This window comes from Janthinobacterium sp. 1_2014MBL_MicDiv, assembly GCF_001865675.1.
Lineage (GTDB): Bacteria > Pseudomonadota > Gammaproteobacteria > Burkholderiales > Burkholderiaceae_D > Janthinobacterium.
Map to the genome: position 1 here is coordinate 1,819,439 of NZ_CP011319.1, position 23,632 is coordinate 1,843,070.

Below are 23,632 nucleotides of genomic sequence, written 5' to 3' on the forward strand. Positions count from 1 at the left end.
CGTGGTGAATCATTCATAGTTAAAACGAATGAGTATCATTTACCCTGACGTGCGCCATGCTTTTATTTCGCGGCATATGGAAAATCAGCGGGCGACGATATGCAGCTTGCCGCCATCACGCCGCAGGCGCACGGGCAGGGCCAGCGGCAGGGCGGCGGCAAATTGCGCCGGCTGCAGCGCGTCGAAGCTGCCATTCAGGCGCAGGTCCGCCAGCGCCGGGTCGTCGAGCACGAGGCCCGAATCGCCATAGCGCTCGAATTCGGCCAGTGCCTCGGCCAGGGTGGCGTCCTCGAAATCGAGGCGCCCTGTACGCCAGTTGCCCACGGCTTGCGCGCTGACCCTGGCCAGCGCTTTCATGCCCTGCGGCGTGACGGTGACCGTGTCGCCCGCCTGCAGCACGGCGGCTGGCGCGCCGCTGTCACCTTCCACGCGCACGCTGCCCTGCGCCACGCTGACCTGCGTGTCGGCACCCACGTGGCGCACGGAAAAATGCGTGCCCAGTACGGTCGCCGTGGCGGTGCCGGCCAGCACCTGGAACGGGCGCGCCGCATCGGCGTGCACATGGAACATGGCCTGGCCGCGCAGCAGGCGCACGCTGCGCCGGTCGCGGTACAGGGCCACGTCGACGGCGCTGCCGCTATCGAGTTCGATGCGGCTGCCGTCGGGCAGGATTTGCGTGGCGAACTGGCCGCGCGCCGTGCTGTAGTCATGCTGGAAACCGGGCCGCTGCAAATGGCCGGCCAGCGGCCACGCCAGCAAGCCGCACAGCAGCAGGCAGCCGCCGGCCAGCGCGCCGCGCGGCAGGCTGCTGGCGGCCAGGCGCAAGCCGGTGAGGCGCCGCAGCAGAGATGCCGGCGCCGGCGCGGGCCGGGCGGGCTGGCTGAAGGCGGCCACGCGCTGTGCGGGCAGGCCGGCCAGCAGGGCATCGGTGCGGACCAGGGCGTCCCAGGCCTGCTGGTGGCGCGCGTCGGCCTGCAGCCATTGCCGCAGCGCCGCCAGTTCGTGCGCGGCCAGGCCGTCATCGTGGCGCAGCAGCCATTGGGCGGCCTGGAAGTCGATTTCGTCTGCCGTGGGAGTGGTCTGTGTCATGCGCTGTCTTTTCCAGTCACGCGGTCGGGCAAGCCTTTTTTACAGGCGAGCATGCCGTTGATAATATGTTTTTCCACCATGTTGACGGAGATGCCCATCTGGGCGGCGATCTCGATCTGGCTCAGGCCATCGAATTTGTACAGCGCGAAGGCCTGGCGGCAGCGCGGCGGCAAGGCATCGATGATGGCCAGCAGACGCTCCATGGTTTGCCGGTCGTGCAGCCGTTGCTCGGGCTCGTCGGCGCGCGGCGCGCGCAGCTGCAAGTGGTCTGCGTCGATATCGTCATGCGGCCGGCGCTGGTGCAGGCGCTGCTCGTCGATGGCGATGTTTTTTGCCGTCACGTAGAGCAGGGCGCGCTGGCCGCTGTCGGGCGCCATGCCGGCGCGCAGCGCCGGTGCGCCCGGGGCCGTCTTGCGCGCCAGGATGCGGGCATAGGCTTCCTGCACCACGTCCTGCGCCTTGTCGCGGCAGCCCGTGGAGCGCGAAATCAGGCGCAGCAATTCCTGGTAATAGCGTTCAAGCACCGCGCGTTTCCCCGTGATCAAAGCGCGCCATGATAGCAAGCCCATCAAATAATAACAAGAATCATTCTCATCTGATGATTTGGATAACGCTGGATATTTTTGCCAATGCGGACAATAATCGGCAGCAGAAGGCGCTGTCGCGGACACAATGGCCGTTATTATCGATTTTTTCGATACTAACTAGGCAAATTTTCCGTTTTACATCGATCTTCATGCCATGCATAATCTGTTGCAACTGAAGCCAGACAACTCGCCGCATGCATCGCTTGCCTGCAGCCGGTTGCGGTTTTGACATCCACCACTCCCTATCAGGAATTCACAATGAAAAAACTGCTCGCTTTTATCGCCGCCGCCGGCTTCTCGCTGTCCGCCTTTGCCGCTCCGGAAGTCTATGTCATCGATGGCAGCCACACCTTCCCCCGTTTCGAGTACACCCACATGGGCTTCTCGACGCAGCAAAGCCGCTTCAACAACACCACCGGCAAGGTCACGCTGGACCGTGACGCCAAGACGGGCGCCGTCGAAGTGCTGATCGACACCAAGTCCGTGGACACGGGTTCGACCTTGTTCAACTCGCACATCCAGGGCGAGGACTTCCTCGATACGGCCAAATACCCCGTCGCCACCTACAAGTCGACCAAGTTCAATTTCGACGGCGACAAACTGGCTTCCGTCGAAGGCAACCTGACCCTGAAAGGCGTGACCAAGCCAGTGACCCTGACCGTCACCTCGTTTACCTGCGCACCGCACCCGATGCTGAAAAAAGACGCCTGCGGCGCCAACGCCACGGCCAAGATCAAGCGCTCGGAATTCAATGCCGGCAAATATGCGCCAGCCGTCAGCGATGACGTGACCCTGACGTTTGCCATCGAAGCGATCAAACAGTAAGACGTGTGACAAAATCTGCCGGGCGTCGCGCTTTGCGGCCTGCGATGCTCACCGTGCTTAAGCACGGTTGCGCTTCTCGGCCACAAATCATCGCCGCTCGCTACGATTTTGTCAGACGTTACTCTGGTGGTGATTGATCGCCACTACCGATCAGTAATGGTAAAAGGCGGCGGACTTCGGTCCGCCGCCTTTTTTTTCGATAGCAGGTCAAATCAGCGCGGCAAAGCCACGCGTACTCCGACATGCGCCGCCAACAATGTGTCGGATTACGCGCGTCCCGCGCTAATCCGACCTACGCGGTTTGGCGGGTATCACAAGTGGCGGCGGTCCAGGGCCCGCCGCTTTTTTTGTCCGGGTAGGTCGGATCAGCGCGGCAAGGCCACGCGTGATCCGACATGCGCTGCCAACAATGTGTCGGATTACGCGCGTCCCGCGCTAATCCGACCTACGCGGTTGGGCAGGTATCACAAGTGGCGGCGGTCCAGGGCCCGCCGCTTTTTTTGTCCGGGTAGGTCGGATTAGCGCGGCAAAGCCACGCGTGATCCGACATGCGCCGCCAACAATGTGTCGGATTACGCGCGTCCCGCGCTAATCCGACCTACGCGGTTGGGCAGGTATCACAAGTGGCGGCGGTCCAGGGCCCGCCGCTTTTTTTGTCCGGGTAGGTCGGATTAGCGCGGCAAGGCCACGCGTGATCCGACATGCGCCGACATGCGCCAGGCATGCAAGATGATCACGCCAGGTGATGCACCTCCTGCTGCCCGTACACGGGCGTATCCAGACCTTCCATGCGCGCCTTCAGCTGCAGCGACAGGTATTGCGAATAGTGGCGCGACTGATGCAGGTTGCCACCGTGGAACCACAGCGCCTGCTGCTGCGTGGGTTTCCACATATTGCGCTGCTCGCCCTCCCACGGGCCCGGGTCCTTCGTCGTGGCCGAGCCGAGGCCCCACACCTTGCCCACCTTGTTCGCCACTGCGGGCGAGATCAGGTCGGCCGCCCAGCCATTCATGGAGCCGTAGCCGGTGGCGTACACCACCAGGTCGGCGGGCAGCTCCGTGCCGTCGGACAGCACGATGGAGTGCGCTTTCAGTTCCTGCACGCCGACGCCGCTTTTCAGCTTGATCTTGCCCTCGGCGACCAGTTCCGAGGCGCCCACGTCGATGTAGTAGCCGGAGCCGCGCCGCAGGTATTTCATGAACAGGCCCGAATCGTCGTCGCCGAAATCGAGCATGAATCCCCGTTCCGCCAGGCGCGCATAGAAGTCCGCATCGCGCTCGCGGATGGCCTGGAAGACGGGCTTCTGGAAGTCGGCCAGCAGCTTGTACGGGATCGAGGCAAACGTCAGGTCGGCCTTGGCCGTCGTCATGCCGGCCGCCAGCGCGCGTTCCGAATACAGCTCGCCCAGGGCCAGCTCCATCAGCGAGTCGGACTTGACGATGTGCGTCGACGAGCGCTGCACCATGGTCACGTCCACGCCCGCTTCCCACAGGGCGGCGCAGATGTCGTGCGCGGAATTGTTCGCGCCGACCACCACCACCCTCTTGCCCACGTACGCGTCCGGCCCCGGATGCTGCGACGAATGCTGCTGCTCGCCCTGGAACACGTCCATGCCCTTGAATGTCGGCATATTCGCCTTGCCCGACATGCCCGTGGCCAGCACCAGCTGCTTCGGCTTCAGGGTGACGGGCTGGCCGTCGCGCAGCACCTGCACCGTCCACTCGCCGGCAGCTTCGTCGAAGCTGGCCGATTCGCATGAAGTCGAGCCCCAGTAATTGAGCTCCATCACCTTGGTGTACATTTCCAGCCAGTCGCCGACCTTGTCCTTCGGCGTGAAGACGGGCCAGTTGTCGGGGAAGGGGATGTAGGGCATGTGGTCGTACCAAACGGGGTCGTGCAGGCACAGCGACTTGTAGCGCTTGCGCCAGCTGTCGCCGGGACGGGCGTTTTTCTCGATGATGATGGTGGGGACATTGAGCTGGCGCAGGCGCGCGCCGAGCGCGATGCCGCCCTGGCCGCCGCCGATGATGACGCAGTAGGGCTGGCGTGCGTAACCGAGTTCCTTCGCCTCCTGCTCGCGGTGCTCCAGCCAGCTGCTGCGGTTCGTGCGCGCGCCATGTTCGGCGCCCATGGGGCGGCGGCCGCCCCTGGCTTCCTCAAAGCCCTTCAATTCGCTCATGGTGGTGAGCAGGGTCCAGACCTTGCCGTCGCGGATGCGGATGAAGCCCGTGCCGCGTCCCACGCCCGTTTCCACCGTGATCCAGCATTGCAGCACGCCGCCGGCCTCCACCGCATGTTCGCCGTCGGCGATGCGGATGTTCACGGGCTGTACGGCGCCCAGCTGCGCGGCCAGCATGGCGGCGATCTGCTCGCGGCCTTCCAGGGTCTTCAGGTTCCAGGTAAATAGCACCAGGTCGCGCCAGTAGCCGTCTTCCTCGAACAGCCGGGCGGCACCCGTGCTGTCGCTGGCGCGCAGCGCGCCTTCGAATTGCTCCAGGATGCCGGCCACGGCCAGGTCGTGCGGGGTGTTATTGGTATGCATCGTGTCTCCTCCAAGTCTGCTGACTTTATGATGGGATGCGGCTGTGCTGCCGCTGACGATGTTGTAACACTGGCGTTTTGGCGCCGCATCCTGCAGCGCAGCATGGCGGCGCCTGAGACGGAAATCTCAGCTGTTATTGAGCTGCTATTGCCGGTGCGGCGGCACGATTTTCAGCTGCTTGATGCGCCGGTACAGGGTGGCGCGCGAGACGCCCAGCATGGCCGCCGCCTGCAGCGGGCGCCATTTGGCGGCGCTCATGGCGTTGACGATGCGCGTGCGCTCGGCCAGTTCCAGCGCCGTGTGCGCCACCACGTCTTGCGTTGCCGGCGCCTCGCGTCTGGCGCGCGTGCGCAGGCTGCCCTGGCGCAGCGGCGCGCGCACGCGCGCATGCAGCCATGCACTGCCGCCAGCCAGGCGCAGCGACAGCAGGTTGTGTCCCGCGCGTGCGTCGAACAGGCGCTCGGCGCGCACTTCGAGCACCTCGCCGACGGGACGGGGCAGGGTGTCCAGGCCGGCGATGAGGTCGCGCGCGCAGCGGTTGGCGGCAACGATGTCGCCATGCTCATCGACGGCGATCAGCATCTCGGGCTGCACTTCCACGAAGTGGCGGTTGCGGTGCGCCAGCAGGATGCAGCAATGGGCGTAGGACTTGATGAAAAAACCGTCCTCGATCAGGGTGGCGCTCTGGCGCACCAGCTGCTTGACCAGGCGCTGGCTGTCGCGCGCGTCGGGGGAAGTCAGCGCCGAGGCATCGAGCACGCCGATCAATTCCCCGTGCGGCGAAAAGATCGGTGCGGCGCTGCAGGTCAGTCCCGTGAACGCGGCGCGGAAATGGTCGGTCTTGTGCACGGTGATGGCTTCGCGGTCGAGCAGCACGGACGCGATGCCGCACGTGCCTTCCTCGTCTTCCGACCAGCATGAGCCGGGATACAGGCCCGCCTTCTTGAAATCCTTGCGCTGGTGCGTGTCGACCACGTAATCGATCGTCACGCCGCGCGCATTGGCCAGGATGACGCAGTAGCCGGCTTCGCGCACCATGGCGTGCAGGCGCGGCAGGCAGTGGCCCGTGGAGCGCAGGAAGCCTTCCTCGGATTGCTGGATGGCGCGCAGTTCGGCGGCCGTCAGGATGCGCGGCCCCGTCGTCGAGGCGGGATCGAGCCGGTACTCGTCGAGCGAACGGCGGTACGAGGAGGCCAGCCTGGCCGTGTCAGCGCCAGGATTGACGATCCGGCCGGCGATCAGGTCGCGCACCCGCTCGATATGACTGGTCTGGCGGACGTAAGGCATGGCGTTCTCCCGTGTCTCTGCTGCTGTTTTGATGGCGATGGGAGTTTGTAGCACGAAGCGCAGGCGCATGCATGCCGCATTGCAGCATGGGAGCGCCGCGAGACGTTCGTCTCAGCGGCGCCGCGCCGCACGATAGGATGCTTTACAACAATAAAAAAGAGCATCTCTGATAACATCCGCAGCAATAGACAGTCAGCTATCGCAAGGGATCTTTATGGCAACGCAAGCGATGTGCGGGAGGCGGCGTGCTGTCGCCGTGGCCCTGCTGGGATGGAGCGCTGCCTGCGGCGCCGCCGGCCAGCTCGATCCCGATGGCCTGAGCAGCATGGAAAAGGAAGTGGCCCGGCGCGCCGCCGTCGAACCGGCCATCGGCGCCGACTGGCAAGTGACGCGTTCCGTGGAAGCGGGCGTGCAGATCGCTGGCGAAAGCAATTTGTTCTGGAAGCTGTCGAACACGCCGGCGCGCAATCCGGACTTCGATTTCCATCCCTACTGGTACGAGTTCTATGCCAAGCCGGCGCTCGGCTTCAAGCGCAACCTTGGCGACGGCAAGCAGCTGTATGCGCGCGTCTCGGCCGTCGGCTCAGGCACTCTGCGCCACGATCCTTTCGGCGCCGGCGATACGGGCCGCATCTCGATCGAGGAATTCGTCGCCGGCATCCGGATGCCGCTCGGCGGCGCCGGCGCGCTCATCGACCTGTCGGCCGGCGCGCAGAATTTCACGCTCGGCACCGGCATGCTGATCGCCAATGGCGGCTCGAACGGCTTTGACCGCGGGGCGCTGAAACTGGGGCCGCGCAAGGCCTTCCAGAATTCCGTGGTGGCCAAGGTGAGCCAGGATGCCTACAGCGCCCAGGCGTTTTATCTCGACCCGAATGAAAACCCCGACAACGATTCGGGCACGCGCGTGGTGGGCGTCGACCTCAGTTACGCCCCCGCGAACGACCGCAAGGCCGGCATCGCGTATGGCAAGGTGCCGCATTCGCGCGCCGCGTATCCGCAGGCGGCGCCGGGCGGCATCGGCGCGCCGCTGGCGGTGCCTGACGGCCGCAAGGACCTGCAATTCGTGTATGGCTACGCGCGCGTTCCCGTGCTGCCCGCCGTGCTGTCGAAAGGCTGGTTCGGCATCGACGCCGCGCGCGAATGGAATACGCGCGAACCGCTGCGGGCCTGGGGCTGGCGCACGGAAGGGGGCTTTTCGCTGCCCGACGTGGCATGGACACCGAAGTTCACCCTGGGCTACCAGAGCTTTTCCGGCGACGATCCGCACACGGCGCGCAACGAGCGCTTCGATCCGCTGTTCTTCGAAGGCACGCCTGGCGCCTGGGCCTCGGGCAGCAAGGCCACCTGGGTCTTCGTCAACTCCAACGTGAATGCCTTGCAGGCGACGATCGAGTTGCACCCGACACCGAAGGACACCGTGACCGCTTACCTGGCCCAGGTGCGCGCCAACCGGATGGGCAGTCCGCTGCAGTTCGGCCAGGCCACGCGCCTCGACGTGCCGGGTGATGCGCCGGTGGTGATAGCGGGCGTGCTGCGTCCCATGCTGGCCAACGATGTCTTCGTCAAGTACGTGCGCGTCGTCAATCCGAATACCTACCTGACCCTGGGTTTCAGCGCCTCGTTCGCGCAGTCCGGCGTCAAGCAGCTGGTGAACGGCCAGGCCAGGACCTGGACGGGCTGGCTGGCGAATGTCGTATGGGTGTATTAAGTATTGTCTATCAAGGAGAGCATCACATGAACGATTTTCCCAGCATGAAACGCCTGGCCCTGGCCGCAGCCTGCCTGGCGCTGGCAGCCGGCGTCCAGGCGGCCGAGACGGCGGGAGCGCCGCTGTCGGCCGCCGCCAGCGATCCGGCAGCGTTGAAATGGATGGTGGGTTCGCCGCCGCCGGCCGACAAGATCATCCGCTTCGACGACGGCAGCTATTTCACTTTCCCGCAGCTGCGCTGGAGCGTCTCGCACTTCCGCCAGCTGATGCCGACGGTGGAGGTGTCGCGCGGCCTGGGCGCGCCGCAGCCCCTGCAGCGCGCGTTGCGCAGCGATATCGACAGCCTGCGCTTCACGCCCCTGGGGGCGAAGGACACGATGACGTGGGAGCAGTCGCTGGGCGCCAATTACACGGATGGCATCGTGGTGCTGCACCGCGGCCGCATCGTGTATGAACGCTACCTGGGCGTGTTGAAGGACAGCGGCCAGCATGGCGCCATGTCGGTGACGAAATCCGTGATGGGCACCATGGGCGCCGCGCTGGTGGCCGAAGGCAAGCTCGATCCCGGCAAGAAAGTGGCCGACTACATACCGGAATTGGGCAAGTCGGCGTTTGGCGACGCCACCGTGCGCCAGGTGCTGGACATGACCACGGGCCTGAAATTCAGCGAAGACTATGCCGATCCGAACGCCGAGGTATGGAAGCATGCGGCGGCCGGCAACCCGCTGCCCAAGCCGAAGGACTACACGGGGCCGCGCAGCTATTTCGAGTACCTGCAAACCGTGCAGCACGAGGGCAGGCATGGCGAGGGCTTCGGCTACCGCACCGTCAATTCCGACGTGCTGGGCTGGATCATCGCGCGCGTCACGGGACAGAACGTCAACGACTACCTGTCCGAACATATCTGGAAGAAGCTGGGTGCCGAGCAGGATGCCTACATGTCTGTCGATTCGACCGGTACGCCGTTCGCCGGTGGCGGCTTGAGCGCGGGCTTGCGCGACCTGGCGCGCTTTGGCGAAATGCTGCGCAACGATGGCCGCTACAACGGCCAGCAAATCATCCCGAAGGCGGCGGTTGCCGACATCCGCCGTGGCGGCGACAAGCGGCTGTTCGCCAAGGGCGGCTACGACTTGCTGAAAGGCTGGAGCTACCGCGACATGTGGTGGGTCACGCATAATGACCACGGCGCCTACATGGCGCGCGGCGTGTATGGACAGCGCATCTACATCGACCCGAAAGCGGAAATGGTGATCGTGCGTTTCGCCTCCACGCCGACGGCGGCCAACGCGGCCAACGACCCGACCACCACGCCGGCCTTCGAAGCGCTGGGCAGGCTGCTGCTGGCCAAGCCGAAATAAGGTTGGCCGCCATGCCGGGTGGCCCGCGCGCGCGGGCCGCTGCACCGGCAGCGCGCCAGCCGTGCGGCAGCCTGGACATAATTGCCATACTATATTCCTTTTGTTATCAATTGTTGCCTGAAATATATGCTGGCGGCGATAGACGGGGGAGCGCATCGTGGAAACCAGCCAGCCAGACCACCCGCGCCCGCCGCTCCGGCGGCGCCTGCTGTGGCCATTTTCCCAGCTCGGTTCGGCGTTCAAGCTGACGGGCACGCACTTGCTGCACCACGTGATCGGCGCCAGCCTGATCGCCTCGCTGATGCTGGCGCTGGAAGGCTTCCACGTGCTCGAATGGCTCGATGCGGCCATGCTGCGCGCCAGCGCGGAACAGGCGCCGCTGCTGCACAAGGGCCGCGATCCCGGCGCCGCCTACCGGCCCGGCATCATCGAAATCGACCAGCCCGCGTTTGAACAGGTATTCGACGAGCGCGAACCGCTGGAGCGGGCGCGCCTGGAGCAGTTGCTGGCCAGCGTGGCGCAGCGCGGCGCGCGCGTGCTGGCCATCGACCTGGACCTGGCGCCGGCCGTCTACGAGCAGCACAAGGCAGGCGAGCGGCCGCTGGACCGCCTGCTCGACCGGCTGGCCGCCGATGGCCGGCAGCTGGTGCTGATCCTGCCCGAGCAATCGGACCAGAATGCGAACCTGCCGTGGATACGCGCGCGCTGCGCGGCCGGCGTGCATTTCGCCAGTCCGCGTATCCGCGAACGCATGGGCGCCGTCACGCGCATCGAACTGAAAAGTCCCGTGCTGGCGGCTGTGGCCTTCGAACTGGCGCACGGCATGCGCCAGCAGGAGCAGAACCAGCCCATGCCGGCCGCGCTGTCCGAGCAAAAGGAAGGCTACCGCCTGGCCGGCCGCGTGTGCCAGCTGGCGCGGCGCACGGGCAGCGAAAAGGAGTTGGCGCGCTGGGCCTTCGAACCGGTCATCCACGGCGACGCCAAGGATGCGGCCGAACAGAATGCCGTCACCGCGCCATTCCATCCGACCGCCATGGCGCCCGCGTTCCTCGACCCCACGCGCGCCGGCGTGCGGCTCGTCGACGGCAAGGCCGGCGTGGCGCGGGACGCGCCGCGCAAGCAGGTGCTGTTCATCGGCGCCAGCTACGACGTGCGCGACCGCTATACGACTGCGGAAGGCGAGCAGGCCGGCCTGCACCTGCACGCGGCCGCCTACACCTCGCTGGGCATCGGCACGGCCGACGTGAACAAATACGTGGTGTTCGCGGCCGACATCGTGATCGGCGTGCTGCTGGGCTGCCTGTTCGGCGGCTTGTGGACCCTGTATGGCCGGGCCGAACTGGCCATCGACGAGCGCATGGCCGACCACGACTTCAGCCGCCTGCACCGCATGGGCACCTTGCTGGAATTTTATGGCATCCGCCTGATACTGGTGCTGGTGTGGGCTTCGCCGTTTGCCATCGGCGCGCTGGCAATCTATCTGTCGCGCGGCTTGCTCGAGCAGGGCTGGTGGGTCAACCCCGGGCCGCTCATCGCCGGCATGTTCCTGCACGCGATGTCGCTGCGCGACGAAGCGCACCACCCGCACGAGGAAGTGCCGGGCCTGTCCGTCTGGGCCCAGCTGCGCCGCACGCACCCCGGCATCGTGCTGGTGCAGGCGCCGCTGGCGGTGCTGCTGTTGGTGGTGGCCGTGATCTAGCGCAAACCGTATGGCGTCGCAGCGACGCTAAACTGGATGCTTTTCCAGCTTGCCGGAGGATGCCATGCTGAGCGGAGGATGTTTATGCGGCGACGTGCGCTACGAAGCGGGCACGGGCGCCTTCCATGAAAGTGCCTGCCATTGCTCGATGTGCCGCCGCGCCTCGGGCGCGCCGTTTGTCGCCTGGTTCAGCGTGCCGCGCGCGAACTTGCGCTGGCTGCAGGGGCAGGCCCAGTCGTATGCTTCCAGCGTGCATGGCAAGCGCAGCTTCTGTCCGCGCTGCGGCACGCAGCTGACGTTCGAAGATAAGCGCTACCCGGACGAGGTCGACCTGACCACTTGCAGCCTCGACGAACCGGAGCGGCTGCCGCCGCAAAGCCATATCCATACCGCCTCGCAAGTGGCGTGGGTCAGGCTGGCCGATGGATTGCCGCGCTATCAGGCGTCGCGCGACGCCGGCTAAGCCGCTTTGATCCCGGCACGGTGCATGAAGCGTGTTCAGGCGATCAGCTTCAAGCCCGGCGGCAGCGCCTCGCCCAGCATGCGTTTGGTATTCGCTTCATCGAGCTGCGTGACTTCGCTGACCATCGCCTGCCACAGGGGCGGGGCGCCGACGGCTTTCAGACGGGCGAGGATGGTGGCGCGCAGCCCGTCGGCGATGTCGCGCGAGCGGTCGCCCGTCATGCGCGCCAGGTGGGTGGCGGCAAAGGCAGCCGGCTCGGTCTTTTTCCAGTCCAGTGCCAGCAGCGCGGCCAGCCAGTCGGCCACGGTGGCGCTGTCGACCACTTCGTGCGCGCTGCCATGGAAGGGCTGGCGCGCGCCGACCCTGGCCAGCGCCCACAGGGTGTTCGTGTCGGCTGTGCCGGCCTTGTCCAGGCGTTTCAGCAGCCAGGCGCCCACTTCCGCCTTGTAGGCGCCGGGGATGCGCTCGAGCGACGCGCCCAGGCGCAGCATATCGTCGTCGCTGCCGTTCACCAGGGTGACGGGGCGGCTGCCGCGCTGGGCCGCATCGGCTTGCAGGTTGAAGGCGAAATCGTCGAGCAGGCGCAGTTGCTGCTCCGTGCTCAAGCCGCCGGCCACGCGGCGCCACAGTGTCCACCATTCGGCGCACACCTGGTTATCCTTGTGGTGCTGCACGCCCGTGTCGAACATGGCCCACAGCTGCTCGATGCGCCATGGGTCGAGCGCATCGCCATAGCCGGGACGCAGGCAGTAGCCGGCCAGGTTCAGCCAGACCCGCTCATGTTCGGCGGAGCGCCGCCGGCCACGCGCGCGTTGCAGCATGGCGTCGAACAGCTGGCGCAGCAGCGGCGTGTCCCAGCTTTCGCGTCCGCCGAGTCCCTGTTCCAGGTGCTGGCGCAGCTGGCGCACTTCCTTGCTCTCGACCTTTTGCGCCTTGCCGCCAAAGATGCGCTCGATCTTTTCGATGGCTTCCTTGATGCGCGGCGAAACCGTGGATGCTTCCGTTTCCGGACCATCGCCGCCGCGCAACTGGAATTCCAGCAGCCAGCGGTCGCTGGCATCGGCTGCGGCCACGCAATGGACTTCCAGCGTGCCCACCTCCGTCATGACGGTGGCCAGTTGCACGGTGATTTCGCGCTTGTCATTGCTGCCGTCTTTGGCATGCAGCACGCTGGCCAGCGGCGGCAGGCGCAGGTAGTCGCCTTCGCCCAGGTCGACGATGTCGCCCAGCCTGGGCGGCGTACCCGCTTCGGCGATCGAGGACGCCAGGTGGAAGCGCACGGGGCGGCCCAGGCGCAGCGCGAACAGGCGCTGCGTCAGGCGGATTTCCTCGCCGCTGGCGCTGCCGCGCGGCAGGATGCAGACGGCGCGGTGGTCCTTGTCCGCCTCGCCCAGCACAAGGAAGTAGCTGCGCGGCGAACCGCCGCCGATGCGCGGCGCCTGGCCGCGGCGGGCCAGCGCGTAGGCGACGGCGCCGCGCGCCACGGCCACGTCGGGGTTGTCGTTGTGCAGCAGGGTGAGGGGCGCGCCGCGCCAGTGCGCCAGCGTCTCGGCCAGGCGGCGCGCCAGCGCATCGGCGCGGAACACGCCGCCGTTCAGCAGCAGGGTATCGGGCAGTGCGCCCGCATGCTGCTGTAAAAAGCTGGCCAGGTGGCGCGTGATGGCCGCATCCTGCGCGTAGGGCAGGCCGAATTCGACGATGCCGGCGCGGCCCTTTTTCGCGACGTCGCCCGCATCGACGAGCGGGAAGAAGCCGTCGACCACCATGGCCGCCACTTCTTCGCGCGTGACGTCGGCGGAGCGGCTGCCGCCGATCAGGCGCGAGCCGGCGCCCAGCAGGGTGACGGTGGCGCTGCCGGGCGCATCGTTCGAGAGCAGCAGCTCCTTGGCGGCGCGGCAGCGCTCCATCAGCTGCGACAGGCGCGCGGCGGACAGCTTCATGCCGCCTTCCATGCCGGCCGCCATGCGCGTTTCCACCAGGTGGGCCAGCGCCAGGTCCATATTGTCGCCGCCGAGGATCAGATGGTTGCCCACGCTGCTGCGCGTGAGCTGCGGCGCGCCATCGTCGCCGAAGGCCACGTCGATCAGGCTGAAATCCGTGGTGCCGCCGCCCACGTCGCAGACTAAAATGCGGCGCGTATCGGCCAGGTCCTCGCGCAGGGTGGCGCGCCGGCGCTGCAGGAAATCATAGAAGGCCGCCTGCGGTTCTTCCACCAGGCGCAGGGTCGGCAGCCCCGCCATGCGCGCAGCTTCCAGGGTGAGTGCGCGCGCACCCTCGTCGAACGAGGCGGGGATGGTCAGCACCAGTTCCTGCCCTTCCAGCGGAGCGTGCGGGAAGCGGTGATTCCACGCGGCGCGCACGTAGGCCAGGTAGCTGGCGCTGGCGGCCACGGGTGAGATTTTCGGCACATCGGCTTGCGCGCCCCACGGCAGGATGGGCGCCTGGCGGTCGACATTCGCATGCGACAGCCAGCTCTTGGCGCTGGTGACCAGCCGGCCCGGTACCTGCGCGCCGAGCTGGCGCGCCAGGGCGCCCAGCACGGGCTGCACAGCGTCGGCGACATCGTCCTGCGGCCACGGCAGCGGCAAGTCGCCCGCCGCCAGTTCGCCGGCGGCAGGGTGGTAGCGCACGGAGGGCAGCAGGGGGCGTGCGCCCACTTCGCCGGGGGCCAGCAGCTGTTCGATGGCGAACAGGTGGATGCCTGCCTGCGCATCGCCGGCTTCGGCCGCAGCGGCATAGGCGACCACCGTATTGGTGGTGCCCAGGTCGATGCCGACCAGGAAGGCCGGCTTGCCCGCAGCGCTGCCCATGGCGCTTATTGCGGCGTGCCGCGCACGTCGAATTCCACCTTCCAGCGCTCGGCGCCGTCAAGGGAGACGGCCAGCAGTTCCAGGGTGCCCGCTTCCGTCACGCGTGCGTGCAGCCTGACCTGCACCACGTCGCCGGCCGACCGGCCTTCGGCGGACAGGGTGGCCTGGATTTCGCTCAGCTCCTGCAATTCATCGGGACCCCAGAAGTCCAGCAAGTCGCCGATCTGGTCGTTGCGCCGCGTGGAGGAGGCGAAGAAGCGGAAGTGCACGGGCTCGCCCACCACCAGGCCGAATTGCTGGCCCGGCAGTTCCAGCTCGCTGCCTTCTTCCATGCCGAACGGCGCCACGCACAGGGCCTGGATCGGCGGTTCCATGCCGGGGATGGCCGGCATGGCCGATTCGATGGCCACGTAGAACGCGCTGGCCGTGCCGCCGCGGATGCGCACGCCATGGCCGCGCCGCACGTAGCTGTAATACGCGGCGCCGCGCGCCACGGCCAGGTCCAGGTCGGCGCCGGCCAGCATGCGTGCCGGTTCCGCGCCCTCCATGTACAGCCAGTCGTTGACGGTGGCCATGATGCGCTGCGCCAGCAGGTCGGACTTGAAGACGCCGCCGTTGAACAGCACGGCCGTCGGGTGCAGGAAGCTGGCGTCCTGCGTCTGGCGGCCGGCGAAGCCTTCCAGCTCGCTGGTGGCCGCCACTTGCCGGCCCAGGAAGGCGGCCAGGTGGCGCGTGATGGCCGCGTCCTGGGCATACGGCAGACCCAGTTGCGTCAGGCCGGCGCGCGTGCGCACGGCAGGGCGGCTCGACGCCTCCACCTGCGGGAAGAAGCCGTCGAGGATGAAGGTGGACACTTCGGCGCGCGTCAGCTCCGTGCGGATGGAGCCGCCGATCAGTTTCGAGCCGCGGCTCGGCACGACGATGGGCGCCGTTTCCATGCCGCTGTCGGCCAGCAGGCTTTCCTTGGCGCTGCGGCAGCCATAGGTCAGCGCGCGCATTTGCCAGGCGTCGAGCTGGGTGCCGTTGGCGGCGAGCTTGCGCGCCACCAGGTGGGCCAGGGCCAGGTCCATATTGTCGCCGCCGAGCAGGATATGCTCGCCGACGGCGACGCGGTGCGGTTCCAGCACGCCGTCGCGCTCCAGTACGGCGATCAGCGAAAAGTCGCTGGTGCCGCCTCCCACGTCGACGACCAGAATGATGTCGCCCGGCTTGACTTCCTTGCGCCAGCGGCCTTCGCTGGTCTGGATCCAGCTGTACAGGGCCGCCTGCGGCTCTTCCAGCAGGGTCAATGCCGTGTAGCCGGCCGCCTGCGCCGCTTCCATCGTCAGCTCGCGCGCGGCCGGATCGAACGATGCCGGAATCGTCACGGTGATTTCCTGCTCGGCGAACGGCGCTTGCGGGTGGGCCGTGTCCCAGGCCTGGCGCAAGTGCGCCAGGTAGCGCGTGGCGGCCGTGATCGGCGAGATGCGCGCCACTTCGGCCGGCGCGTCGTTCGGCAAAATCGCCGCGCGGCGGTCTACGCCCGGGTGGCACAGCCAGCTCTTCGCGCTCGAGACCAGACGGATCGGCGTGGTGGCGCCGCGGCTGCGGGCCATTTCACCGACGACGAACGGCGCTTCCGCTGCCTCGGTGACCCAGGGCAGTGCCAGGTCGCCGGCCGCCACTTCCTCGGCGTGCGGCAGGTAGACGAACGACGGCAGCAGCGACAGCTCTTCGACGGTGCCCGGCGCCGACAATTGCGGCACTTTCAGCACGCCGTGGCTGGACTGCTCGCCGTCGCTCTCATCCAGGTTCACGTACGACAGGGCGCTGTGGGTGGTGCCCAGGTCGATGCCGATGGCGTAGCGCGGGGTGTTGTTGGCTTGATCGCTCACAGTTCCACCTCGGCCGGGGCCAGGATGGCGGCGTCGTGCTGCTCGCTCAGTTTCGGCAGGCGCACGCTGGACGCGCGCCAGCCGCGATGGCTGAGGGTGCCCGTAAACGGCGCCGAACCGACGACATTGCCCGTCAGGCGCACGCTGGCCGAGTCAAAGCCTTCCTGCAGCACGATGCGGCTGCCTTCGGCTTCCTGGCGCACGGCGTCGATGGTGAAATATTCGCGCATGACCTTGGCGCAGCCTTCGTGCACCACGCGCGCGGCCGCGCCGATGTCGGCGTCGGCATGGCTGCCCAGGTTTTCCTGGGTGAAGTCGATCAGGCGCGCTTCGCGTTGCAGCAGGGCCAGCAGCTGCAGGGCGGCGTCCGGCGTCGCTTCTTTTAATATGACGGGGGCGGCCGCTGGCGTCGGCACGGGAGCCGGGGCGGGCGCAGGGGGCACCGGCGCGACAGGCGCAGCCTCGGGCAAGGACAGCTTTTCCACGCGGGCCGCATAGGCGGCGTCCGACAGGGTGCTGAAGAAGGCGCCGAAAGCCAGCGGGACTCTGCGCCAGAACGATGGGTGGGACGATGATGCGCTCATAGGAACTCGTTTCTCTGATCTGTAGGGGAGGCGTCGGCGGCGCGGGGCCGCTTCGCAAGGTGTTGCATGCGCCGGCCCATCTTGCGTGTCGGACCGGCTGGCGTTTGCCCGCATGATACCAGCTACGGCGCCGGCGCCAAAGTCGCCGGCCCCCGCAAAGCCGGCCGATGGCGTGCCTTTCCTTTGTTTTTGCGCAAGGAAACGGCAGATTCGGCACGGCTTCGACTAAAATCGCGCATTCTCTCGGCTTACCTTGTATATACGATGGCCATGCATTCCGACTTTTCCCTGTATCTGGCGAGCAGCACGCAGATCGACAGCGACCACCCCGCCGTGCGCGCCAGGGCGGCCGCGCTGGCCGCCGGCGCGACAGGCGACGCCGCCATCGCGCGCCGCTGCTTTGAATTCGTGCGCGACGAGATAGCCCACAGCTGGGATTACCAGCGCAATCCCGTCACCTGCCGCGCTTCCGACGTCTTGCAGCATGGCACCGGCTATTGTTATGCGAAGAGCCACCTGCTGGCCGCGCTGCTGCGCGCCAATGGCATTCCTGCCGGCCTGTGCTACCAGCGCCTGGCCGTCGGCGAGGTGGGGCCGCCGTTTTGCCTGCATGGCTTGAACGCCGTGTATCTGCAGGATTTCGGCTGGTACCGCATCGATGCGCGCGGCAACAAGCCGGGCGTCGACGCCGCCTTCGTGCCGCCGCGCGAGCAGCTGGCTTTTCCCGTGCTGGCGGCCGAGGAGCGCGACTTGCCCGAAATCTGGCCGGAACCGTTGCCGCAAGTGGTGGCCGCGCTGACACGGCACGCCACCGTGCACGACGTGGCCGCGCACTTGCCCGATCTGCAGATGCTGCCCAAATAATGCAAAAGTAAAAATAATCTAAAGAAAGCAATAATGAAAATAGTCTATATGAGTCTGATGGGCGTCCTGCTGCTGGCCGGTTGCGGCAGCAAGGGCGAGAGCGGCGGGCAATCGAGCGCCGCGCGCCTCGATGGCAAGGAAAAGGGCAGCGAGTTTCTTGCCTATGAGCACAACGTCAGCGTCGATACGCATGAGGCCCAGGTGCGGCCCCTGTATGAAAAAGTGGTCGCCGCCTGCAAGGCCGATACGGACAATGGCTGCCTGCTGCTCGATTCAGGCATCGACAGCGGCCGTTACGTGCACGCGCGCATCAGCATGCGGGCCAAGCCGGCCGGTATCAGGAAGCTCGTCGCGCTCGTTGCCGCCGAAGGCGACGTCATCAGCCAGGGCACCAAGGTGGAAGACCTGGGCCGCCCCGTGCTCGACAGCAAGAAGCGCCTGGACATGCTCAAGCAATACCAGGCGCAGCTGCAAGACCTGGAAAAGCGTTCGGGCGCGAATGTCGACGCCCTGATCAAGGTGACCAAGGAACTGGCCACCGTGCAGGTGGAGCTGGAGCAGGCGACGGCGGCCAACGCGCTGTTGATGCAGCGCATCGACACTGACTTGCTGAACGTGGCCATCAGCGCCGAAGGCCGCCAGTCGTTCTGGACGCCCGTCAAGCGCGCGCTGGGCAATTTCACGGAGAACCTGTCGGAAGGCGTGGCCAACGCCATCACGGCCATGGCCTACATCCTGCCATGGCTGCTCGCCTTCGTGCTGCTGTTCCCGCTGGGGCGCAAGGGCTGGCGCCGCCTGCGCGGCGCGCCGCGCAAGGCTTGACGCGCCCGGCGCACCGTTTTACGGCAAGTTGAAACCTGGCTGCACAGTCCTTGTGCAGCCAGGTTTTTTTTCGTGCGGGATTGTCTCGGGTGCACCATGGCGTGGCGCGCGCCCCGTGCCGCACGCCTGCCGGCGCTGGCATGCATTCTGCTTTAACAACAGCGTATGCCCCAGTCCGACAACCACGCACCCACCACAGGAGTCTTCATGTCACGACGCATCATCTTGAAAGCGGCAGCAGCAGGCGCACTGGCCCTGGCCGCCTCGGCATTCACGCAGGCGGCGCTGGCCGCCGACACGATCAAGGTGGGCATCTTGCACTCCTTGTCGGGCACCATGGCCATTTCCGAAACGTCGCTGAAAGACGTGGCCTTGATGACGATTGCGGAAATCAATGCCAAGGGCGGCGTGCTGGGCAGGAAGCTGGAAGCCGTCGTCGTCGACCCGGCATCGAACTGGCCGCTGTTCGCGGAAAAGGCGCGCCAGCTGGTGGCGCAGGACAAGGTGGCTGTCGTGTTCGGCTGCTGGACGTCCGTGTCGCGCAAGTCGGTCTTGCCGGTGTTCAAGGAACTCAACAGCCTGCTGTTCTATCCCGTGCAATACGAGGGCGAGGAACTGGAAAAGAATGTGTTTTATACGGGCGCCGCACCGAACCAGCAGGCGATCCCGGCCGTGGAATACCTGATGAGCAAGGATGGCGGCGGCGCCAGGCGCTTCGTGCTGCTGGGCACGGATTATGTGTATCCGCGCACCACCAACAAGATCCTGCGCGCCTTCCTGAAAAGCAAAGGCGTCAAGGACAGCGATATCAGCGAGGTCTACACGCCATTCGGCCACGCCGACTATCAAACGATCGTCGCCAACATCAAGAAGTTTTCCGCGGGCGGCAAGACGGCCGTCATTTCCACCATCAATGGCGATTCCAACGTGCCGTTCTACAAGGAGCTGGGCAATGCGGGCTTGAAAGCCACCGACGTGCCCGTCGTCGCGTTTTCCGTGGGCGAGGAAGAGCTGCGCGGCATCGATGCCAGGCCGCTGCTGGGGCATCTGGCGGCGTGGAATTATTTCGAATCCGTCAAGAATCCCGTCAACACGGCCTTCATCAAGCAGTGGAAGGCGTACGCCGTGGCACAAAAGTTGCCGAACGCGGCTTCGGTCGTGACGAACGACCCGATGGAAGCGACCTATGTCGGCATCCACATGTGGGCACAAGCCGTGGAAAAGGCGAAATCGACGGACACGGACAAGGTGATCGCCGCCATGGCGGGCCAGAGCGTGAAAGCGCCATCGGGCTTTACCCTGACCATGGATGCGACGAATCACCACTTGCACAAGCCCGCGATGATAGGCGAGATCAAGGCCGATGGGCAATTCAATGTCGTGTGGAAAACCAGGGAGCCGATACGCGCCCAGCCGTGGAGTCCATTTATCAAGGGCAATGAGGGCAAGCAGAAGCTGTAGGCGCTATTTACCCACCAGCAAATGCCGGGGTCGGATCCTGAGGGGCCAACCCCAGTCCTCGCCTTTGGGGTAAGCGCTCGCCCCGTGCAGTTTTTCCATGGAACTTACAATGAGGTTCATCCCCAAACTGCTGCTCCTTGCCTGTCTATTGATATCCCCGCTCGCGCAGGCCGCCATCCCTCCCGACCTGCTCAAGCCGCTGGCCGGCGACGATGCCGACACGAGGGTCGCCGCCGTCGCGCAGATCGCCGCCCTCGCCACGCCCGAGGCCATCCGCGTCCTGCAAGCCTTGCAGGACGACGCCTTGCATGCGGCGCCCGACGGCCAGGTGTATATCGTCGATGGCGAGCAAGCGTATGACCCGGCAAGCGGCAAGAGCGTGCCGCTGCCCGATGGCATCGATGGCGTGATGGTCAACAACCGCTTGCGCGCGGCCGTGGCGGGCGCCCTGTCGGGGCTGAAGCTGCTGGCGCCGGAACGGGCCACGCGCCTGGCTGCCGCGCAGGCGCTGCAACAGGCCGTCGACCCCGCGCAGCTCCCCCTGATCCGCACGGCGCTGGCGCAGGAAAACGATGCTGACATCAAACAGGTATTGCAGGTGCTGATCGCCAGCGCCAACCTGCAGGCGCCGGACGCGGCCACGCGCAGGCAAGCCGTGCAGGCGCTGGCGGGCAGCAGCGATGCGCGCCTGCTGCCCGTGCTGCACGCCATGCTGGAGCGCGGTGCCGATGGCAAGGCCAGCGAGCCCGATGAAGCCGTGCAGCTGGCGGCCATCGACACCATGCGCCAGATCAAGGGACGAGTGTCGCGCATGGAGATCGCCGGCAATGTGTTTTACGGCATCTCGCTGGGCAGCGTGCTGCTGCTGGCGGCGCTGGGCCTGGCCATCACATTCGGCTTGATGGGCATCATCAACATGGCGCATGGCGAACTGCTGATGATAGGCGCTTACACGACGTATCTGTGCCAGCTGTTTTTCCGCACCTACTTGCCCGCCATGCAGGATGCGTATTTGCTGGCCGCCTTGCCGGCCGCCTTTCTCGTGGCCGGCCTGGTCGGCGTGGCGCTCGAGCGCACGGTGATCCGCTGGCTGTACGGGCGGCCGCTGGAAACCCTGCTGGCCACCTCGGGCATCAGCCTGATCCTCATGCAGCTGGTGCGCACGATCTTTGGCGCGCAGAACGTGGAAGTGGCCAACCCGGCCTGGATGTCGGGCGGCGTCACCGTGCTGGGCGGCCTCGTGCTGCCGTACAACCGCCTGGCCATCATCGGCTTTGCCATCGTCGTCGTGGCGGCCGTGTGGCTGATCCTGAACAGGACGCGGCTGGGCCTGTTCGTGCGCGCCGTCACGCAAAACCGCCGCATGGCCGACTGCGTGGGCGTGGCCACGGGCAAGGTCGACATGCTGACCTTTGGCCTCGGTTCCGGCATCGCCGGGCTGGGCGGCGTGGCGCTGTCGCAGCTGGGCAATGTGGGGCCGGACCTTGGGCAAAGCTATATCGTCGATTCCTTCATGGTGGTGGTGCTGGGCGGCGTGGGCCAGCTGGCCGGCACGGTCATCGCCGCGCTGGGCCTGGGCGAAGTGAATAAATTCCTCGAGCCGGTGGCGGGCGCCGTGCTGGCGAAGATCGCCATTTTGATATTCATCATCATTTTTATCCAGCGCCGGCCGCAGGGCCTGTTTGCCATGAAGGGACGCAGCGTCGAATGATTACCTCCTATCGAGTCCAGGCTGGCCTGTTCACGCTGCCGATGTGGATGGCGATTGCCGCCTGCACGGTGCTGGCGGCCATGCTGCCAGTTTTCAATCTGCTCTTTCCTGACGGGCATGCGCTGCATGTGTCCGCCTACACGGTGGCGCTGGTGGGCAAGTTCCTGTGCTACGCGCTGGCCGCGCTGGCGCTGGACCTCGTGTGGGGCTACACGGGCATCCTGTCGCTGGGGCACGGCGTGTTCTTTGCGCTGGGCGCGTATGCGCACGGCATGTATCTGATGCGCGCCATCGGCGCGCAGGGCCAGTACCGCAGCAGCTTGCCCGACTTCATGGTCTTTCTCGACTGGAAAACCTACCCGTGGTACTGGGCGTTTACCGACCATTTCTGGTACTGCATGGCGCTGGTCGTGCTGGTGCCGGGCGTGCTGGCCTTTGTGTTTGGCTACTTTGCCTTCCGTTCGCGCATCAAGGGCGTGTATTTTTCCATCATCACGCAGGCCATGACGTATGCCTTCATGCTCCTGTTCTTCCGCAATGACACCGGCTTTGGCGGCAACAACGGTTTCACGGACTTCAAGACGATATTGGGCCACAGCGTCACGGCGCCCGCCACCCGCGCCGTGCTGTTCCTGCTGACCCTGGCCATCCTGCTGGCCGCGCTGGTGGGCGCGCGCGCCATCGTGACATCCAAGCTGGGCAGGGTCTTGCAGGGCGTGCGCGACAGCGAGGCGCGGCTGATGTTCCTCGGCTACAACCCGCTTTGGTTCAAGCTATTTGTCTGGACCCTGTCCGCCATGCTGTGCGGCATCGCCGGCGCCCTGTACGTGCCGCAGGTGGGCATCATCAACCCGTCCGAAATGTCGCCGGCCAATTCCATCGAAATGGTGGTGTGGGTGGCCGTGGGCGGGCGCGGCACCCTGATCGGCCCCATCCTGGGCGCCTTTACCGTGAACGGCTTGAAGAGCTGGTTCACGGCGGCCATGCCGGAACTGTGGCTGTTCGCGCTGGGCTTGCTGTTCATCGTCGTCACCCTGTTCATGCAGCAGGGCATGCTCGGTGTATTGCGCAAGCTCAAGCGCAACAAGACTGCCGTCGTGGCGGAGGAGGCCGCATGAGCATCCGCATGTTGCCCGGCATGGCCAGCGCTGAAGCTGGCCCGACCTACTCGCGCGTGAAAGGCGAGGGCGTCGACACGACGCATGGCGCCATTCTTTACCTGGAAGACATCACCGTTTCATTCGACGGCTTCAAGGCCATCAACAAGCTCAGTCTCGATATTTCCGTGGGCGAGTTGCGCTGCATTATCGGCCCGAACGGGGCGGGCAAGACGACGATGATGGATGTGATCACCGGCAAGACGCGGCCCACGTCCGGCACGGCCTGGTTCGGCCAGACCATGAACCTGGCCGCCATGACGGAGGTGGAGATCGCCCACGCGGGCATCGGCCGCAAGTTCCAGCGTCCCACCGTGTTCGAGCAGCACACGGTGTTCGACAACCTGGAGCTGGCCATGAAGATGGACAAGCGCGTGGCACCCACCTTGTTTGCCCGGATCACGTCCGAGCAGGAAGGCAAGATCGCATCCATATTGCGCTTGATCCGCCTCAATGGCCACGAGGCGCGGCTGGCCGGCTTGCTGTCGCATGGGCAAAAGCAGTGGCTGGAAATCGGCATGCTGCTGATGCAGGAGCCGCAGCTGATCCTGCTGGACGAGCCCGTGGCCGGCATGTCGGATGCGGAAACGGCGCGCACGGCCGAGCTGCTCAATGAATTGCGCGGCAAACATTCCATCATGGTGGTCGAGCATGACATGGGTTTCGTCACGGACATCGCGCAGCAGGGCATCGTCACCGTGCTGCACGAAGGGTCCGTGCTGGCGCAGGGCCGCATGGAGCAGGTGCAAGCCGACGAGCGCGTCATCGAAGTCTACTTGGGAAGGTAA

18 protein-coding genes are annotated in these 23,632 nt (G+C 66.0%); 11 read left to right on the forward strand and 7 right to left on the reverse strand.

What is annotated here, in order from left to right; all coding sequences use genetic code 11:
- Positions 1-84: 84 nt before the first annotated feature.
- Positions 85-1,089, reverse strand: coding sequence for a FecR family protein (locus YQ44_RS08150; RefSeq protein ID WP_071322943.1), 1,005 nt, complete (start codon positions 1,087-1,089; stop codon positions 85-87).
- Entirely contained in the window at positions 1,086-1,613 is a 528-nt protein-coding gene (locus YQ44_RS08155) for a sigma-70 family RNA polymerase sigma factor (RefSeq protein WP_083412113.1), read from the reverse strand. Before YQ44_RS08155 ends, YQ44_RS08150 begins: the two co-directional genes overlap by 4 nt.
- A gap of 321 nt (positions 1,614-1,934) precedes the next feature.
- On the opposite strand from YQ44_RS08155, the gene YQ44_RS08160 reads away from it, so the two are divergent.
- Positions 1,935-2,501 carry a YceI family protein gene (locus YQ44_RS08160; RefSeq protein WP_071322945.1) on the forward strand — a complete coding sequence of 189 codons (567 nt, stop codon included), beginning with the start codon at positions 1,935-1,937 and terminating at the stop codon, positions 2,499-2,501.
- Between the two features lie 733 nt (positions 2,502-3,234).
- On the opposite strand, the gene YQ44_RS08165 is transcribed toward YQ44_RS08160, so the two are convergent.
- A complete protein-coding gene (locus tag YQ44_RS08165) occupies positions 3,235-5,043 on the reverse strand; it encodes an NAD(P)/FAD-dependent oxidoreductase (RefSeq protein ID WP_071322946.1) in 1,809 nt (602 codons plus the stop codon).
- 144 nt (positions 5,044-5,187) lie between these two features.
- Complete coding sequence (locus YQ44_RS08170) at positions 5,188-6,330, reverse strand: sigma-54-dependent Fis family transcriptional regulator (protein ID WP_071322947.1); 1,143 nt, start codon at positions 6,328-6,330, stop codon at positions 5,188-5,190.
- Positions 6,331-6,544: 214 nt separating this feature from the next.
- On the opposite strand from YQ44_RS08170, the gene YQ44_RS08175 reads away from it, so the two are divergent.
- The 4 genes from YQ44_RS08175 to YQ44_RS08190 all read left to right on the forward strand — a co-directional run bounded on the left by YQ44_RS08175 (position 6,545) and on the right by YQ44_RS08190 (position 11,561).
- On the forward strand, positions 6,545-8,041 hold the full coding sequence (locus tag YQ44_RS08175) for an alginate export family protein (protein WP_083411700.1): 1,497 nt from the start codon (positions 6,545-6,547) through the stop codon (positions 8,039-8,041).
- 26 nt (positions 8,042-8,067) lie between these two features.
- On the forward strand, positions 8,068-9,399 hold the full coding sequence (locus YQ44_RS08180) for a serine hydrolase domain-containing protein (RefSeq protein ID WP_071322948.1): 1,332 nt from the start codon (positions 8,068-8,070) through the stop codon (positions 9,397-9,399).
- Between the two features lie 157 nt (positions 9,400-9,556).
- Positions 9,557-11,098: a CHASE2 domain-containing protein gene (locus YQ44_RS08185; protein ID WP_071322949.1), complete on the forward strand. Its 1,542-nt coding sequence runs from the start codon at positions 9,557-9,559 to the stop codon at positions 11,096-11,098.
- 64 nt (positions 11,099-11,162) lie between these two features.
- Positions 11,163-11,561 (forward strand): GFA family protein, encoded by a 399-nt coding sequence (locus tag YQ44_RS08190; RefSeq protein ID WP_071326337.1) that lies wholly within the window; start codon positions 11,163-11,165, stop codon positions 11,559-11,561.
- 35 nt (positions 11,562-11,596) lie between these two features.
- Here YQ44_RS08190 and YQ44_RS08195 read toward each other — a convergent pair whose 3' ends face one another.
- The 3 genes from YQ44_RS08195 to YQ44_RS08205 are packed head-to-tail and all read right to left on the reverse strand — an operon-like array spanning position 11,597 to position 16,829.
- Positions 11,597-14,371 (reverse strand): Hsp70 family protein, encoded by a 2,775-nt coding sequence (locus YQ44_RS08195; protein WP_071322950.1) that lies wholly within the window; start codon positions 14,369-14,371, stop codon positions 11,597-11,599.
- Between the two features lie 5 nt (positions 14,372-14,376).
- Positions 14,377-16,245, reverse strand: a complete 1,869-nt coding sequence (locus YQ44_RS08200; protein WP_071322951.1) for an Hsp70 family protein — start codon at positions 16,243-16,245, stop codon at positions 14,377-14,379.
- Entirely contained in the window at positions 16,242-16,829 is a 588-nt protein-coding gene (locus YQ44_RS08205; RefSeq protein WP_071322952.1) for a DUF2760 domain-containing protein, read from the reverse strand. The genes YQ44_RS08200 and YQ44_RS08205 overlap by 4 nt, the downstream gene beginning before the upstream one ends.
- 270 nt (positions 16,830-17,099) lie before the next feature.
- Between YQ44_RS08205 and YQ44_RS08210 the strand changes: the two genes are divergently transcribed.
- From YQ44_RS08210 to urtD, 6 genes are all read left to right on the forward strand, one after another.
- Positions 17,100-17,693: a transglutaminase-like domain-containing protein gene (locus tag YQ44_RS08210; protein ID WP_198043888.1), complete on the forward strand. Its 594-nt coding sequence runs from the start codon at positions 17,100-17,102 to the stop codon at positions 17,691-17,693.
- A gap of 33 nt (positions 17,694-17,726) precedes the next feature.
- Positions 17,727-18,515, forward strand: coding sequence for a DUF4349 domain-containing protein (locus YQ44_RS08215; RefSeq protein WP_071322954.1), 789 nt, complete (start codon positions 17,727-17,729; stop codon positions 18,513-18,515).
- Between the two features lie 207 nt (positions 18,516-18,722).
- Positions 18,723-19,976: an urea ABC transporter substrate-binding protein gene (gene urtA, locus YQ44_RS08220; RefSeq protein WP_071322955.1), complete on the forward strand. Its 1,254-nt coding sequence runs from the start codon at positions 18,723-18,725 to the stop codon at positions 19,974-19,976.
- Positions 19,977-20,085: 109 nt separating this feature from the next.
- A complete protein-coding gene (gene urtB / locus YQ44_RS08225) occupies positions 20,086-21,687 on the forward strand; it encodes an urea ABC transporter permease subunit UrtB (protein ID WP_071322956.1) in 1,602 nt (533 codons plus the stop codon).
- Positions 21,684-22,805 (forward strand): urea ABC transporter permease subunit UrtC, encoded by a 1,122-nt coding sequence (gene urtC, locus YQ44_RS08230; RefSeq protein ID WP_156894735.1) that lies wholly within the window; start codon positions 21,684-21,686, stop codon positions 22,803-22,805. Before urtB ends, urtC begins: the two co-directional genes overlap by 4 nt.
- Complete coding sequence (urtD, locus tag YQ44_RS08235) at positions 22,802-23,632, forward strand: urea ABC transporter ATP-binding protein UrtD (RefSeq protein ID WP_071322957.1); 831 nt, start codon at positions 22,802-22,804, stop codon at positions 23,630-23,632. The genes urtC and urtD overlap by 4 nt, the downstream gene beginning before the upstream one ends.